This window comes from Amorphoplanes digitatis, assembly GCF_014205335.1.
Lineage (GTDB): Bacteria > Actinomycetota > Actinomycetes > Mycobacteriales > Micromonosporaceae > Actinoplanes > Actinoplanes digitatus.
In genome coordinates this window covers 5,965,374-5,979,571 of sequence record NZ_JACHNH010000001.1, presented here as the reverse complement: position 1 = coordinate 5,979,571, position 14,198 = coordinate 5,965,374, and the positions used below count along the sequence as shown (strand labels likewise).

Here is a 14,198-nt window from a genome sequence, read left to right as displayed (position 1 = left end):
ATCACCCGAACTTCGTCCAGTGCCCTTCGGAGATCACCTCGACGGAGCCGCCGACGACCTTGATGGCCGTCTGCTCGTCGATGGCGTAGGCCGGCCCGCCGATGTCGGCGGCCCACCGTTGCACGTCGGCCAGGGTGTTCGTGGGGAAGGCGTCCAGGTGCGGGAAGATCGAGAAGTCGACGACTCCCAGGGTGCGGTCGTCCGGCGCGGACGGCCACTCGACGAAGTAATCCCCGATCCGGGGCGTCATCACCATGCTTCCGGCGCTCACGCCCACCCAGACCTTGTCGGCCAGCGTCGGCAGCAGGTCGGCCAGCCCGGACTCCCGCATCCAGTGGCACAGGTATGTCGCGTCGCCGCCGTCGACCAGCAGCACATCGGCTTCGCTGACCCAGGGAACCCAGCGCCGCGCGCCGATGGTGGGAAGGGCGGTGAGCTCGAGGACACCGAGCGACGCCCAGCCCAGGCCGGACAGGTACCGCCAGTCGGCTTTGGGCTCGGCGGCGATGAAACCCCGCACCGATGCCGGACCGCACATCGGGTGACCCCACTGTGCCGTCGGGACGCAGAGGGCGTGGCACTCGGCGATCGGCTTGCCGAGCAGCTCCACGAGCGCCGAGTGGATGCTCGGGTTGGTGACGCCGCCTGAGGTGAGCAAGAGCTTCACGATGCCCCCGAGTTCTCGCGGACCGGGCCGGGGACCCATCGTAGAGGTCCAGCGGGTCACGCGGCGGGCGGTCGCACCACACAATGGCGCGGTGGATCACAGGTGGAAGTGGGCGCGGATCGCGGCGGGGATCACCGGGCGCGGGCCGCGGGAGCGGCGGCTGCGTGCGGCCGTGGCCGGGAAGACCGTGCTGGTCACCGGCGCCTCCGAGGGGATCGGCGCGGCGACGGCCCGCCGGCTCGGCGCGGCCGGCGCCACCGTGCTGCTGGTGGCGCGCACCGTCGAACGGCTCGAGCGGGTGCGCGAGGAGATCGTGGCGGCGGGCGGGCGCGCGTTCGTGCACCCGGCGGATCTGTCCTCCCCGGACGCGGCCGCCGCGCTGGCCGCGGACCTGGTGGCGCGGTACCGCCGGATCGACGTGGTGGTGAGCAACGCCGGCCGGTCTATCCGGCGCTCGGTCGCCGACACCGCCGACCGGTTCCACGACATCCAGCGCACGATGAGCGTGAACTACGCGGGGCCGGTCCAGTTGCTGCTGGCGCTGCTGCCGGCGATGCGGGCGGCCGGCGGCGGGCACGTCGTCAACGTCTCCACGGCCGGGCTGTCCATGAGGACGCCGAACTGGTCGGCCTACCTCGCCTCCAAGGCGGCGTTCGACGCGTGGCTGCGCTGCGCCGCCGTCGAGCTGCGCCGCGGCCGCGTGACGGTCAGCACGGTGTACCTCAACCTGGTGCGTACCCGGATGAGCGCGCCGACGCCGCACTATCGGCGGGTTCCGGCGATGTCGGCGGCCGAGGCGGCGGAGATCGTGTGCCGCTCGGTGGCACACCGCCGGTCGTGGTGGCCGTGGTGGGCCCGGGCCGGCGCGGTCGTGGCGGCGGCGCTGCCCCGCACCGTGGAGCGGGCGCTCGCCGCGGGCGTGCGGGCGATCGACGCCGTCGAGCCAGTGCGGGTGCTGGCGGCGGCCGGTCTGCTGCGCCCCGGCCGGCTGGCGCGGCTGCTGCGCGCCGGTCGCCGGGGCGGGCGCAGCCTCGACGTGGCGCTCGCCGCAGGGCCGGCCGACGGGCTCGCCCTGGTGGACGCGGACGGGCCGGTCAGCTACCCGGAGCTGGACGCGATGGCCGACGCCTGCGCGGCGGCCGCGGCCGCCGGGCTCGGCGTGCGGGCCGGCGACCGGGTCGGGCTGGCCTGCGCCGGCCACCGGGGCTTCGTGGCGGCGGCGGTCGGACTGGGCCGGCTGGGCGTCGACGTGGTCCTGCTGCCGCCCGGCCTGCCCGGCGACCGCGCCGCCGAGGTGCTCCGCCGGGAACGGGCCGTCGCCCTGGTGCACGAGCCGGGCGGGGCCCGCGCCGGCCTGCCGTCGGTCTCCTGGCCGGAGCTGCTCGCCGGGGGTCCCGCTGTCGAACGGCGCCGGCCGCCGCGCACCGGGAGCATGTCCGTGCTGACCTCCGGCACCACCGGGATACCGCGCGGCGTGTCCCGCCCGCTGCCGGTGCGCATGCTGCTCGGCCCGGCGACCACCCACCTGCGGCTGACACCGGTGCGCCCCGGCGAGCCCATCGTCCTGGCGACCCCGCCGCACCACGGGTACGGCCTGACCTATCTCTGCGCCGGGCTCGTCCTGGGCGCCCCGGTGGTCCTGGTGCCGGGCGGCGACGCCGCCGGGATCCTGGGCGCGGTCGCCGAGCACCGCGCCGGCCTGCTGTTCGCGCTGCCGATCCAGCTGCGCCGGATCTGCGACCTGCCCGCCTCGCGGTGGCCGGCGGTCGACTCGCTGCGCGGCGTGGTCAGCGGCGCCGCGCCGCTGACCGCCGACCTGTGCGAGCGGCTGCGTGAGCGCTTCGGGGACCGGACCTTCAACATGTACGCGACCTCGGAGGCCGGCTGGGCGGCGATGGCGACACCGGCGGACCTGCGGGCGGCTCCCGGCACGGTCGGCCGCGCACCGCGCGGGGTGCGGGTCCGGGTCGCCGAACCGGACGGTACGCCGCTGCCGCCGGGCCGGATCGGGGAGATCCAGGTCCGGGGCTGGCACCCGGACGGGCGGTGGCTCGGTACCGGGGACCTCGGCCACGTCGATCCGGCCGGCCGGCTGTTCGTCGACGGGCGGCTCGACGACATGATCGTCTCGGGCGGCGAGAACGTGTACCCGGGCCCGGTGGAGGCGACCATCACCGGTCACCCCGATGTGGCCGATGCGCTGGTGGAGCCGGTCGCGGACGCGGAGTTCGGACGGCGGCTGCGTGCCACCGTCGAGGTACACCCCGGTCGTTCGCTGACCGCCGGCCAGTTGCGACGGTGGCTGGAGACGCGGCTGTCCCCGGCCGAGCGGCCACGCGACATCACCGTCGTCGCGGCCCTGCGCCGCACGGCGACCGGAAAGCCGGTCCGAAACGGTTCCGAAACGGGTGACGGTTCCGGCACGAAGTCATAGGCTTCGATTGCAGACCCGGTACACGCGCGCAGACGCCGAGGAGGGGTCATGAAGCTCATTGTCAGGTTCGTGGTGGCGGTGCTCGTGGGGGTGGGGCTCGCCGTGCCGGCCGGGTCGGGCGCATCCGCACATCCCCGGTTCAGCGCGCTGGTCTTCTCGAAGACCGCGGCGTTCCGGCACGACTCGATCCCGGCCGGGGTCGCCGCGATCCGGCAGCTCGGCGCCCGCAACCACTTCACGGTCGACGCGACCGAGGACGCCGCGGCGTTCACCTCCGCGAACCTGGCCCGCTACGACGTCGTGATCTGGCTCAGCACCACCGGTGACGTGCTGAACGACGCGCAGCAGGCCGCCTTCGAGCGCTACATCCGCGCCGGCGGCGGCTACGTGGGCATCCACGCCGCCTCCGACACCGAGTACGACTGGGCCTGGTACGGCGGGCTCGTCGGCGCGTACTTCCGCGACCACCCGGGCTCGGTGAACGCCCAGTTCCAGGTCGCCACGGTGAAGGTCCTCGACCGCTCCACCGCCGCCACCCGGCCGCTGCCGCGGCGCTGGCAGCGGGAGGAGGAGTGGTACAACTTCCGCACCAACCCGCGGGACACCGTCCGGGTCCTCGCCGAGGTGGACGAGCGGACCTACGACCCGCGCGGCTACAGCGAGCCCGGCGGCTCGCCCGGGATGGGCCGGCACCACCCGATCTCCTGGTGCCAGCCGTACGACGGTGGCCGCGCCTTCTACACCGCGATGGGGCACAAGGCCGAGTACTACGCCGAGCCGCTGCTGCTCGCCCATCTCCTCGGCGGCATCCGGATGGCGGCCGGCGTGGCACCGTTCCACTGTGGCCGGGAGGACTGACAGGACGGCGTAGGTGGCCGTCGATGGGTACGCTGCGCCCGTGATCGATCTGGACCAGCCGCCTCAGTACCGGACGCCGCGGAGCGGGATCTCGAAAGGTGGACGGCGCCGGGCGCTGGTCCTGGTCGTGGTGGGGGCGTTTCTGGCCGGCGGGCTACTCGGCGGCGTCGCGACGTACGTCTGGTGGTATCAGCCGATGGCGGCGTCGGTGGAGCAGGCGGATCAGGCCGCGAGGTCCGCGGTCTCGGTGCTGCTCTTCGCGGAGCCCGGCGTGATGACGGTGCACACCGAGCCGCGGCAGGTACGCATCGAAGCACAGGTGACGGTCGTCAACGCCGGGCCGGAACCGGTGAACGTCCTTGCCCTCCGCGTCGACCAGCCGGGCGTCACCTTGCGCAGTCCCGAGAAGGAACGCCAGGTCGCGGCGGGTACGGCGTTTCCCGTCGACGTGGTGGTCGAGTGGAACTGCGTCGCGGACGAGACCGAGGCTCTCGTCGCCTCCGTCAGTGTGGAGACGGTGGACGACCAGGCCCGGAAACTCTCCCAGGTGGCCCTCGACGCCGCGCCGTGGATCGAGAGCGCGCGTGCGGGTTGCGCCGGCTAGTTCGTCCGCGGCCTCTGGCGGGCGCGCTCGCGCTGCTCCCGGGTGAAGCGCTTGCGCTCTGCGAGGTCGCGCTTCCACTGCTCGCGGGCGAAGCGGTCGGCGCCGTGAACCGCGTTGCTGGTCTGCGCGGGGCCGATCAAGGAGCGGAAGAACCAGTCGTGGAAGGTGTCATGCCACAAGCGTCCGAAGCGACCGCGCTTGTTCTCTGCCATGACCGGCTACCTCTCTGCCGCATCCCGGCATAGAATCTTGGCGCACCAATGGTTTGTGCCCCAACTATAGTCCGGTTCGCCGAAGGAAGTACGCGATGAGTGACACGGCCGACACCGCGGACCCGCTCGCGCTGGAGCAGCAGGTCTGCTTCGCGCTGTCCGTAGCGGCGCGAAGCGTCGTGGCGGTCTACCGCCCGCTTCTCGAGCCGATGGGGCTGACCCACCCGCAGTACCTGGTGATGCTGGCCCTGTGGCAGCACGCCCCGCTCTCGGTGCGCCGGATCAGCGAGCTGCTCCAGCTCGATCCCGGAACGCTGTCGCCGCTGCTCAAGCGGCTCGAGGCGGCCGGCTATCTGAGGCGGGAACGCGACCCGGGCGACGAACGCAGCCTCGCCGTCACGCTCACCCCCGCCGGGCAGGCGCTGCGCGAGCGGGCCGAGGCGATCCCACCGGCGGTGGTGGAACGCCTGGGGCTACCCCTCGAGGACCTTCGCGATCTCCACGCGGCCTTGACACGGGTGATCGCGAGCGTCCAGTAGTGCGGTGACGTCAGGACTGCCGAACGGTGACGACGAAGCGGTGCACCTCGGTGCGCAGCATCTCGGCGAGCTGGGACAGCCCGGCGCTGTCGCTGCGGCCACCGCCGTCGACGGCGGCGGTGATGCCGCTTACCAGGTTGTGCATCTCCTGGAGGTTGGCGGTGACCGCCTCGAGGACGTTCACCGCGTCGCCGGCGGCGGACTGCACGGCGGTGACCTGCTCGACGATGTCCTCCGACGCGGTGGCGGTCTCGCCGGCCAGGGTCTTGACCTCGTTGGCCACCACGTTGAAGCCGAGCCCGGCCTCGCCGGCGCGGGCGGCCTCGATGGTGGCGTTCAGCGCCAGCAGCTTGGTCTGCGCCGCGACCCGGGTGATCAGCTGCACCGCGCGGCGGATCTGGTCGGAGGCCTGCTGAAGCGAGCCGACGGTGACGCGTCCGCGTTCGGCGTCGTGGACCGCGCCCATGGCGAACTCCGACAGTCCGTGTGCGGAGGCGCCCATCTCGGTGGCGGCGGTGGCGACCTGTTCGCTGACGGTCAGCACGGCCGATTCGAGCTCGTCGGCGAGCGCGAGGCGGGCGGTGGCGGCGTCGCCGAGGCGCCGCGCGCCGGCGTGCATCCCGTCCACCGCGGTGTTGATGGTGGCGACGCTGTTGGCGTACGCGCCGGGCATGCCGCGGGGCAGGAACCGGCGGTGGAACCGTCCCTCGGCGGAGGCGGTCAGCGCCGCGCCGGACTCACGCACGAAGGCGTCGGTCACGTCCATCAGGCGGTTGATCTCCCGGCGGGCGTCGGCCGCCTGCGGGGTGTCGCCGAGGTGCGGTACCCGCGCCTCGAGGTCACCGTCGGCGGCCCGCGCCGCGATCTCGGCCAGTACGGCCAGCGCCTGCTGTTCCCCGGCTACGCCGGACTTGTCGCGGCTCATGAGCTCGTTCCCTCGTTGGTGAGTTCCCATACGAACTCGTCGTAGGTCTGGCCACGCTCGGCGAGCATGTCCTGGAGCATCCGCCAGGAGGCGGTCAGGCCGGCCTGCCCGCCGACGCGCTGCTCCTCGGCGCGCAGCCGCGCGTAGAGCGCCGCGGCGGCCTCGACCGCGCGTGGCTCCGGCAGCCGCCGCGAGGAGTGGTAGCCCACGATCCGGCCGTCGGCGTCGAAGGAGGGCGTGACGTGCGCGAGGACCCAGTAGGCGACGCCGTCGCTGGCGAGGTTCACCACGTACGCGAAGATCTCCTGGCCCGCCGCGAGGGTGTCCCACAGCAGCTTGAAGATCACCTTCGGCATGTCGGGGTGCCGGATCACGTTGTGCGGCTGGCCGATCACCTCGTGCTCCTCGTAGACCGAGATGCGCAGGAACACGTCGTTGGTGTACGTGAGGCGGCCCTTGAGATCGGTCTTCGTCACGATCAGCTCGTGTTCGCCGAAGGTACGTGTTTCACCGGTCAACCGCGTTGCGACCGTTCTCATTTGCAGCTCCCACATAGTGGTTACGACTTGACAACCTCCAGATCGCGCGTGGCGCTCACGGGCTGAGTTGATCCCGGTGGCACGACGGTTGCTAAGTGCCGGCCGTGAAGATCAACATCGGCGTTCGGCAATCAGGAGGGACACCGGGCTACGAGAGGCAACGATGGGTGGACAAACGATCAGCGAGGACGACGTCGCCGTCCTGCTGCGGTCACGGGCGGATCCGGACTGCTTCGCCGAACTGTTCGAACGCTATTTCGCCGGCCTGCACGGGTACGCGTCCCGCCGGCTCGACGGCGCGGGCGGTGACGACGTGGCGGCCGAGACGTTCCTGATCGCGTTCCGGCAGCGTGACCGGTTCGATCCGGCGCGCGGATCGGTCCGCGCGTGGCTGTACGGCATCGCGACGAACCTCATCCGGGCGCGGCGGCGCGAGGAGGCGCGGGGCTACCTGGCGTACGCACGGGCGGCCGCGCACCCGCCCGCCGACCCGATGCACGAGGAGCAGACGACCGACCGGGTCGCGGCCGCCGCCGCCCGTACCCGCATCGTCGCGGCCCTCGCCGGCCTGCCCGCGCGGGACCGGGACGCGCTGCTGCTGGTGGTGTGGGGCGAGCTGTCGCACGAGGAGACCGCCGCCGCCCTCGGCGTACCGGTCGGGACGGTCGGCTCGCGCCTGCACCGGGCCCGCCGCAAGATCCGCGCCGCGCTGGACGGCATCGACCCGACCCGACCGACCGAGAGGACCGCCCGCCATGGATGAGCTCGACCTGCTGGCCACCGCGCGGCCGGCGACGCCGCCGACCGCCGAGACGACGGCGGCCGCCCGTGACCGGCTGTTCGACCTGATGAACGCCGAGCGGCCGGCCGCGGCCGCGCCGCGGCGGCGCAACCGGCTGCTCGGCTGGGGCCTGATCCCGGCGATGGCCGCGGCCGTCGCCCTGCTCATGGTGCTGACGGTGTCGTGGGGCGGCCCGGGCGCGCCGCCCGGCGGCGACGTCGACATCGCCGACGCGGGGCCGCGCCCGCCGCAGCGGCTACGGAACCTCCTGCTCGCCGCCGCGGACCGCACGTCGGGCGACGGCCCGGCCGCCGGCCGCTACTGGGTCTCCCGGGTCGAGTCGGGGACCCTGCTCCAGGTGGGCGGCGCCGGCAACCGGTACGCGATCATGGGCCGCACCGAGGAGACGACCTGGCACGCGGTCCGCCGCGACGACCGTGCCGTGTATCTCCAGCAGTGGGCCGGCGGCGCGCCCGCCTCGGACACCGACCGGGCCGCGTGGCGGCGGGCCGGCTCGCCGTCGAGCTGGCCGATCGACGAGTCGTGCCCGACCACCTCCGGCCGCTACACCGCCGGCGCCGGGGCGACCCGCACGGTGGTGGGCAAGCCGGGTGCGAGCACGTTCCTGATCGGCGGGGGCTACCTCACCGCGGCGCAGGCGCGGGATCTGCCGGCGGACCCCGTCCGGCTCCAGGCGTGGCTTGTCGGCTCGCTGCGCCGTGGCAGCCCGAACCTGACCGCCGCCGAGCTGTCGAAGGGCGTCTTCGACTCCATGATCAACCTGCTGTACCAGGCGCCCGGCACCCCGGCGGTCCGGGCGGCCGCGTACCGGTTGCTGGCCGACCTGCCCGGCCTGCGCGATCTCGGCACGGTGACCGACCCGAAGGGCCGGCCGGGCACCGCCGTGACGCTCGTCACGAACGAGGAGACGCCGGGCGTGCGGCAGGCCGACACCGGCGGGGCGCGGGAGGTCCGCCTGATCTTCGACCCGGAGTCGGGACGGCCGCTGGCGTGGGAGACCCGGGTGCTCCGCCCGGCCGACTACCTGGCGTGGGTGCCGGCCGGCGCGGTGTTCGACTACGAGGCCGTCCTGGCGACCGGGTGGACCGACGACGCGCCGCCGGCGACCACCAGGGCACTTCCGGAGGACGCGCTGGAGCCCGCCACCTGCTGAGCGGGCCGTTCGCCGGGCGCGGGAGCCGTCGCTCCCGCGCCCGGCGGGGGTGATCTCCCAGGCGACTGCTCAGTTTGCCCACGGCCGCACCGATCCGTGCTGGTGCCAACAGTGGGGAAGGGGTGGAAGATGCGGCTTGCAATGGTCGCTGTTTACACCGTCGCGGGCTTGATCGCTGTGTTCTACGCCGCAATGACGTACCGGCGGCGGTTCGAGACGCCCTTGGCCTTTCCGCTCAGCCTCGTCATGGGCGGCGGGGCCGTCTGGGCGCTGGCCGATGCCTGCGCCCTCGCGGCGCCGACCCCCGGGCTGGCGATCGCCGTCAACTATGCGGTCTTTCCCGGCGTGGCGACGGTCATCGTCGGCTTCTTCCTGCACACCTCGATCTCCTCGGGGCACCGGCCGTCGCGGCCCGCGCTCCTGCTGATCCAGCCGTTGCTGCTCGTGGCCGTCGTCGCCACCGATCCGTGGCATCACCTGTTCTACCGGCACGCCGAATTCGGCAACCTGGGGATCACCGGGCAGCCCGGCCCGGCGTACTGGGCGCACGTCCTGTACAGCTACGCCATGATGATGGCCGGCACGGTGCTGGTGATCCGGGCGATGCGCCGGGCGGTCCGCGGCCAGCGGCGGGTGTACCGGTGGTTCCTGGTCGGCGCGATCGCGCCGACGGCGGGCAACCTGGTGACGGTGTTCCTCCACGTGGACATGCGGGGTCTCGACCTGGCCCCGGTGCTGTTCCTGGTCACCGGCGTCGTCTGGTGGTGGACCGAGCGCTCCGGCGTGAACTCCGAACCGGTACCGGTCAAATACGCGCAGGTCATCTCGGCGCTCAGCGACGCCGTGATGGTGCTGGACCCCCACGGCCGGTTCCTCGACGTCAACCCGGCGGCCGCCAAGCTGCTCGCCGCCGTGAACCCGGCGGGCGGCGCCGTGATCGGCAGGCAGTGGCTGGAGGTCGCCGGCACACACTTCCCCGCCGCGGTCGCCGACGCGGGCCAGACCACCATCTACGGCGCCTCGGGCAACGTGTACGACTTCCGGGTCGTCAAGATGGCGGCCGCCGACGGCAGCAGCACCGGCACCGTCGTGGTGGCGCGGGACATCACGGAGCTGGAGCGGCTCCGCGCCGAGCTGACCGAGCAGGCCGTGCGCGACGGCCTTACCGGGGTGTACAACCGGCGGCACCTGACCACGGTGCTGGAGGCGCAGGCCGCTGTCGCCGCCGACGGCCACCCGCTGTCGGTCGTGATGATCGACGTGGACCACTTCAAGGCCGTCAACGACCGGTACGGGCACGCGGTCGGCGACCAGGTGCTCGTCGACCTGGCCCGGCAGCTGGCCGGCTCGGTCCGGGAGTGCGACATGGTGGCCCGCTACGGCGGCGAGGAGTTCGTCGTCATCCTGCCGGGTGTTCCCGCGCACGCCGCCGCCGAGCGCGCCGACCTGTGGCGCCGGCAGTGCGCCGCCCGGGCGGTCGACACGCCGCTCGGCACGCTGCACGTCACGTTCAGCGCCGGCGTCGCGCAGCTGACCGCCGGCGGCAGCCCCGAGGACCTGCTGAGCCTCGCCGACGAGGCGCTGTACCGGGCCAAGCGGGCGGGCCGCGACCGGGTCCTCACCGCCGAGCACACGCTGTCCGTCACGGGCTGACCCCGGCGGTCAATCGCCGTCCCCCGGTTCCTGCCGCACGCCGGAGTTGGCCGCCGAGCCGGGACCGTGCCCCTCGGCGTCACCCGCGCCAGTACGGCTGGAGGAGCGAATCGGCGGCCCTGATCACGCCGTCGATGTCGCCGCCGCCGAGCAGGGCACCGACCCGGAACTCGGTGCCTTCCTCGTCCCCGGCGGTCCCCACGACGGGCGCCATCCGGTCGGCGGCGGCCGGGTCCGCGAGCATTTCTGCCAGTTCTGCCGATCCCGGTCGTCCCTCACGGTCGCGGCGGCCTCCGATGCTGTCGCGAGGAGCCGCCGGGTCTCCTCGTCCTGACCGGCGGCGATGAGGGCGCCCCCGACCAGGACGAACTCAAAAGCGTGTTCGACCGTCGGCGGTGTCGCCCGGGCCGCGGCGGCCGCCTGGTCGATCGCCCGGCTGCTGGCCTCGACGTGGCCCGCACGGGCCAGGGCCGCGGCCACCGCGGTCCAGGCGGACGCCCGCACCTCCGGCCACGCGATGGTCTCCGCTACCCGCTCGGCCATGGCGAACTCGCGACCGTCGGCGAGTGCCTCAGCGAGCATGGCGGCCAGGAGATCGCCGGTGATCGCCGACAGGGGCACCCGGGTGCACGAGACCAGGACCCACTCGGCCCACTTCTTCGCGAAGTGAGGCGGCAGCTCGACGATCTCCCGGACGAGTCGCATCGCCTCGTCCGCCCGCCCGGCCGTCGCCATCGCCGATGTAGGCGGGCCCGGCCTCGCCCGCCGCGCAGAAGGCCGCCAGCTCGGCGAGCTCGGCGTCGCGCCCGACCAGGTCGGGCGGCGCGATCCGGCCGACCTGCTCGCGGTACGCCGACCGCGCGGACGTACCCAGGTGGACGGTCAGCGCCTCGATGACGCCGCTGTTCGCGATCGCGCCACCGGTCGCGGTCGCCGTGCCGGTGTCCCGGGCGACCGCCTCGCGCCACCGGCGGAACCTCATGGAACGAGCATGGCAGAGCACCCGCCCGGGCCGCGTCCACCGGCCGGTGGCCGGTCCATTGCGGACCGGCCACCGGTGGGTGTGACGCCTACGTCCGGTAGGTGGAGACCAGCTGCTGAAGCTCGGTCGCCATCGCCGCCAGGCTGTTCGCCGTCGCCTGCGTCTCCGACGCGCCCGACGCCGCCGAGTCCGCCGCCGACGCGACGCCCGCGATGTTCCCGGCGATCTCTCCGGTGCCCGACGCCGCCTGCGCCACGTTGCGCACCATCTCGCTCGTCGTCGCGGTCTGCTCCTCCACCGCCGCCGCGATCGTCGACGCGTAGTCGTTGATCCGGCCCGTCACCTCCGCGATCTCCCCGATCGCCGTGATGGCCTGCCCCGTCTCCTCCTGGATCGCCGAGATCCGCGACGCGATGTCGCCGGTGGCCCGGGCCGTCTCCTGCGCCAGGTCCTTCACCTCGGTCGCGACCACCGCGAAGCCCTTGCCGTGCTCGCCGGCGCGCGCCGCCTCGATCGTCGCGTTCAGCGCCAGCAGGTTCGTCTGCTCCGCGATCGAGGTGATCAGCTGCACCACGCCGGAGATCTGCGCCGAGGACTGCCCCAGCTGCGCCACGATCCCGTTCGTCCGGGTGGCGGCCTCCGCCGCCTCGGTGGCCACCTTCGCCGCCTCGCCCGCGTTGCCCGCGATCTCGCCGATGGACGCCGACATCTGCTCAGCACCCGCCGCCACGGTCTGCACGTTGCCCGACACCCGGTCAGCCGCCGCCGAGACCGTCCCGGCCTGCGCCGACGTCTCCTCCGACGCCGCCGACAGCTGCGTCGACACCGCGGACAACTCCTCCGCGGCCGCCGCCACCTGCGTGGCGTTCTCGGTCACCTCGCGCACCATCGTCGCCGTCGACCCCGTCGACGCGTCAAGCGCCGTGGCCAGCTGCGCCACCTCGTCGCGGCCGGTGAGCCCGGTCCGCTGGGTGAGATCCCCGCCCTGTACCCGCTTGAGCACGGACACGCACCGCGACAGCGGGCCGGTGATTCCGCGGGCGATCAGCCAGCTGGCGGCGCCGGCCAGCACGATGCCGAGGACGACGAACAGGATCACCATGATCCGGGCGCTGTCGTAGGTGGCGCGCGACTCGTCGTTGCGGCTGCGCGCGGCGGCGGTCTCGGTCGTGATGAGATCCTCCATCCCGCCGTTGAGGGCGGCGAAGACCGGCTCGGCCTCCTTGTCGCGTACGCGGGCGAACTCCTCCCGGTCGTCGCGCTCGGCGGCCGGGGCGAGCTTGGCGTCGCGCAGCTTCCGGATGGCAGCGACGGCCTGCTCGACCTGGGTGACCGACTTCTCCCGGCCGGTCATGTCCGTGCTGGTGTACGCCGCGAACGACTGGTCGAAGACCGCGTCCTGCGCCTTGCTCTCCTGCAGGAACCCGCGCACCTGTGCGAGGTCGGTCGAGGCCGCCGCGTTGAGCAGGTTGCTCTGCATGAAATCGGCCGCGTGCTGCGCGCGGGCCAGGTCGGTGATCGGCACCAGCGTCTGGCCGTACATGTAGTCGGACTGGCTCTGCATCGCGCTCATGTTGGTCAGCGAGGCGGCGGCCACTCCGACGGCCGCCACCGCCATCGCGCCGACGGCCATCCCGATCTTGGTGCCGACCTTGCGATCGGTCACCAGCCGCATCCACTGATGACTGCGGATCCCGCGTGCCTCGTCCGACTTGCTCATGAACACCCCCGCGTTCGTGTGCCGACCACCGGCCGGATGTGGCGTGCGCCACGTTGTGAGACAGATCGGCCGGGCGTCGGGGGCGCTGAGCCGAAATTTCCGACAGCGCCGGACCGCCGGGCGGAACTCCCGCACGACCACCCCGGCCCGGGCTCGGCGCCGCGCTGAATACGGGTCACGGGGCCCTGAACCGGCGGCGGAAGTGAGGTTCTGCACGCGGCGGACCGGATCCCAGGTACCGGGATCACACCCGTCCGGCGCCCCGGGCGCCGGCGCGGGAGATGGCGGTGAACAGGCCCACCAGCACGCGATCGTAGGCGCGGTCGGGCAGCAGCCATCGCGCGAGCAGGGCCGCCCGCGCGCCGCGGCCGACCGCGTAGCGGGCGCGCGGCCGCCGCACCGTCGCGGCCCGGCCGATCGCCCGGGCGACGACGGAAGGGGGCGAGATGCCCCTGGCGTCCGAATTCAGCGACGCCGCGTACCGGCGTGCGTAGCCGGCGTACGCGCCGTCGCCGGAGCTGGCGAGCAGCCGCTCGCCGGCCACCCGGGGGAACTCGGTGTCGATGCCGCCGGGCTGGATCATGACGACGTCGATGCCCAGCGGCCTGAGCTCGACCCGCAGGCAGTCACTGAGGCCCTCCAGCGCGTACTTCGTCGCGTGGTACCACCCGCCCAGCGGCTGGTACATCCGCGCGCCGACCGAGGAGACGTTGATGATGCGCCCGGAGCCCCGCGCCCGCAGATGCGGCAGCACGAGCTGACACAGCCGTGCCGCGCCGAAGACGTTGACCTCGAACTGCCGCCGGGCCTCGTCCAGCGGCACGTCCTCGAGCGCGCCGAAGGATCCGTATCCGGCGTTGTTCACCAGCACGTCGATGCGGCCCGACTCCGTGACCACCCGATCGACGAGCGCCACCAGGTCGGCCTCGTCGGTGACGTCGGCCCGGACGGTGTCGATGCCGAGCGCGGCGAGGCCGGCCATCCGGTCCAGCCGGCGGGCGACCGCGTAGACGCGGAAGCCGCGCTCGCGCAGCAGGCGACTGGTGGCCGCGCCGATCCCCGCGGACGCACCGGTCACGATCGCGACCCTGCCCATAGGTGCCGAGGGTA

14 protein-coding genes are annotated in these 14,198 nt (G+C 73.5%); 7 read left to right on the top strand and 7 right to left on the bottom strand.

The window, feature by feature from the left end:
• Window position 1: 1 nt before the first annotated feature.
• Complete coding sequence (locus BJ971_RS26290; protein WP_184995874.1) at window positions 2–667, bottom strand: Type 1 glutamine amidotransferase-like domain-containing protein; 666 nt, start codon at window positions 665–667, stop codon at window positions 2–4.
• Between the two features lie 91 nt (window positions 668–758).
• On the opposite strand from BJ971_RS26290, the gene BJ971_RS26285 reads away from it, so the two are divergent.
• The 3 genes from BJ971_RS26285 to BJ971_RS26275 are packed head-to-tail and all read left to right on the top strand — an operon-like array spanning window position 759 to window position 4,563.
• On the top strand, window positions 759–3,101 hold the full coding sequence (locus BJ971_RS26285) for an SDR family NAD(P)-dependent oxidoreductase (protein WP_184995873.1): 2,343 nt from the start codon (window positions 759–761) through the stop codon (window positions 3,099–3,101).
• Between the two features lie 48 nt (window positions 3,102–3,149).
• Window positions 3,150–3,959: a ThuA domain-containing protein gene (locus tag BJ971_RS26280; RefSeq protein WP_184995872.1), complete on the top strand. Its 810-nt coding sequence runs from the start codon at window positions 3,150–3,152 to the stop codon at window positions 3,957–3,959.
• Window positions 3,960–3,999: 40 nt separating this feature from the next.
• Window positions 4,000–4,563 carry a hypothetical protein gene (locus tag BJ971_RS26275; RefSeq protein WP_184995871.1) on the top strand — a complete coding sequence of 188 codons (564 nt, stop codon included), beginning with the start codon at window positions 4,000–4,002 and terminating at the stop codon, window positions 4,561–4,563.
• On the opposite strand, the gene BJ971_RS26270 is transcribed toward BJ971_RS26275, so the two are convergent.
• Window positions 4,560–4,775 (bottom strand): hypothetical protein, encoded by a 216-nt coding sequence (locus BJ971_RS26270; protein WP_184995870.1) that lies wholly within the window; start codon window positions 4,773–4,775, stop codon window positions 4,560–4,562. The two genes, BJ971_RS26275 and BJ971_RS26270, sit on opposite strands and share 4 nt — an antisense overlap.
• Window positions 4,776–4,870: 95 nt before the next feature.
• Between BJ971_RS26270 and BJ971_RS26265 the strand changes: the two genes are divergently transcribed.
• Window positions 4,871–5,314 (top strand): MarR family winged helix-turn-helix transcriptional regulator, encoded by a 444-nt coding sequence (locus BJ971_RS26265; RefSeq protein ID WP_184995869.1) that lies wholly within the window; start codon window positions 4,871–4,873, stop codon window positions 5,312–5,314.
• A gap of 10 nt (window positions 5,315–5,324) precedes the next feature.
• Here BJ971_RS26265 and BJ971_RS26260 read toward each other — a convergent pair whose 3' ends face one another.
• Window positions 5,325–6,239, bottom strand: a complete 915-nt coding sequence (locus BJ971_RS26260; RefSeq protein WP_184995868.1) for a methyl-accepting chemotaxis protein — start codon at window positions 6,237–6,239, stop codon at window positions 5,325–5,327.
• On the bottom strand, window positions 6,236–6,778 hold the full coding sequence (locus BJ971_RS26255; RefSeq protein WP_184995867.1) for a PAS domain-containing protein: 543 nt from the start codon (window positions 6,776–6,778) through the stop codon (window positions 6,236–6,238). Before BJ971_RS26255 ends, BJ971_RS26260 begins: the two co-directional genes overlap by 4 nt.
• A 163-nt stretch (window positions 6,779–6,941) precedes the next feature.
• Here BJ971_RS26255 and BJ971_RS26250 point away from each other — a divergent pair, with 163 nt between their 5' ends.
• From BJ971_RS26250 to BJ971_RS26240, 3 genes are all read left to right on the top strand, one after another.
• Window positions 6,942–7,541, top strand: a complete 600-nt coding sequence (locus BJ971_RS26250; RefSeq protein ID WP_184995866.1) for an RNA polymerase sigma factor — start codon at window positions 6,942–6,944, stop codon at window positions 7,539–7,541.
• Window positions 7,534–8,733, top strand: coding sequence for a CU044_5270 family protein (locus tag BJ971_RS26245; RefSeq protein ID WP_184995865.1), 1,200 nt, complete (start codon window positions 7,534–7,536; stop codon window positions 8,731–8,733). Before BJ971_RS26250 ends, BJ971_RS26245 begins: the two co-directional genes overlap by 8 nt.
• Window positions 8,734–8,901: 168 nt before the next feature.
• Window positions 8,902–10,386, top strand: coding sequence for a histidine kinase N-terminal 7TM domain-containing diguanylate cyclase (locus tag BJ971_RS26240; protein WP_184995864.1), 1,485 nt, complete (start codon window positions 8,902–8,904; stop codon window positions 10,384–10,386).
• A gap of 123 nt (window positions 10,387–10,509) precedes the next feature.
• Here the strand turns inward: BJ971_RS26240 and BJ971_RS26235 are convergent, their stop codons facing one another.
• The 3 genes from BJ971_RS26235 to BJ971_RS26225 form a co-directional block, all read right to left on the bottom strand.
• Complete coding sequence (locus BJ971_RS26235) at window positions 10,510–11,091, bottom strand: hypothetical protein (protein ID WP_184995863.1); 582 nt, start codon at window positions 11,089–11,091, stop codon at window positions 10,510–10,512.
• Window positions 11,092–11,456: 365 nt separating this feature from the next.
• Window positions 11,457–13,088: a methyl-accepting chemotaxis protein gene (locus BJ971_RS26230; protein ID WP_184995862.1), complete on the bottom strand. Its 1,632-nt coding sequence runs from the start codon at window positions 13,086–13,088 to the stop codon at window positions 11,457–11,459.
• Between the two features lie 244 nt (window positions 13,089–13,332).
• Window positions 13,333–14,184 carry an oxidoreductase gene (locus BJ971_RS26225; protein ID WP_184995861.1) on the bottom strand — a complete coding sequence of 284 codons (852 nt, stop codon included), beginning with the start codon at window positions 14,182–14,184 and terminating at the stop codon, window positions 13,333–13,335.
• Window positions 14,185–14,198: the final 14 nt, after the last annotated feature.

Bases quoted from the DNA above. Each gene is read 5' to 3' on its own strand.
- BJ971_RS26280 (WP_184995872.1), top strand. From the start codon at position 3,150: ATGAAGCTCATTGTCAGGTTCGTGGTGGCGGTGCTCGTGGGGGTGGGG.
- BJ971_RS26270 (WP_184995870.1), bottom strand. From the start codon at position 4,775: ATGGCAGAGAACAAGCGCGGTCGCTTCGGACGCTTGTGGCATGACACC.
- BJ971_RS26265 (WP_184995869.1), top strand. From the start codon at position 4,871: ATGAGTGACACGGCCGACACCGCGGACCCGCTCGCGCTGGAGCAGCAG.
- BJ971_RS26260 (WP_184995868.1), bottom strand. From the start codon at position 6,239: ATGAGCCGCGACAAGTCCGGCGTAGCCGGGGAACAGCAGGCGCTGGCC.
- BJ971_RS26255 (WP_184995867.1), bottom strand. From the start codon at position 6,778: ATGAGAACGGTCGCAACGCGGTTGACCGGTGAAACACGTACCTTCGGC.
- BJ971_RS26250 (WP_184995866.1), top strand. From the start codon at position 6,942: ATGGGTGGACAAACGATCAGCGAGGACGACGTCGCCGTCCTGCTGCGG.
- BJ971_RS26245 (WP_184995865.1), top strand. From the start codon at position 7,534: ATGGATGAGCTCGACCTGCTGGCCACCGCGCGGCCGGCGACGCCGCCG.
- BJ971_RS26235 (WP_184995863.1), bottom strand. From the start codon at position 11,091: ATGCGACTCGTCCGGGAGATCGTCGAGCTGCCGCCTCACTTCGCGAAG.
- BJ971_RS26230 (WP_184995862.1), bottom strand. From the start codon at position 13,088: ATGAGCAAGTCGGACGAGGCACGCGGGATCCGCAGTCATCAGTGGATG.
- BJ971_RS26225 (WP_184995861.1), bottom strand. From the start codon at position 14,184: ATGGGCAGGGTCGCGATCGTGACCGGTGCGTCCGCGGGGATCGGCGCG.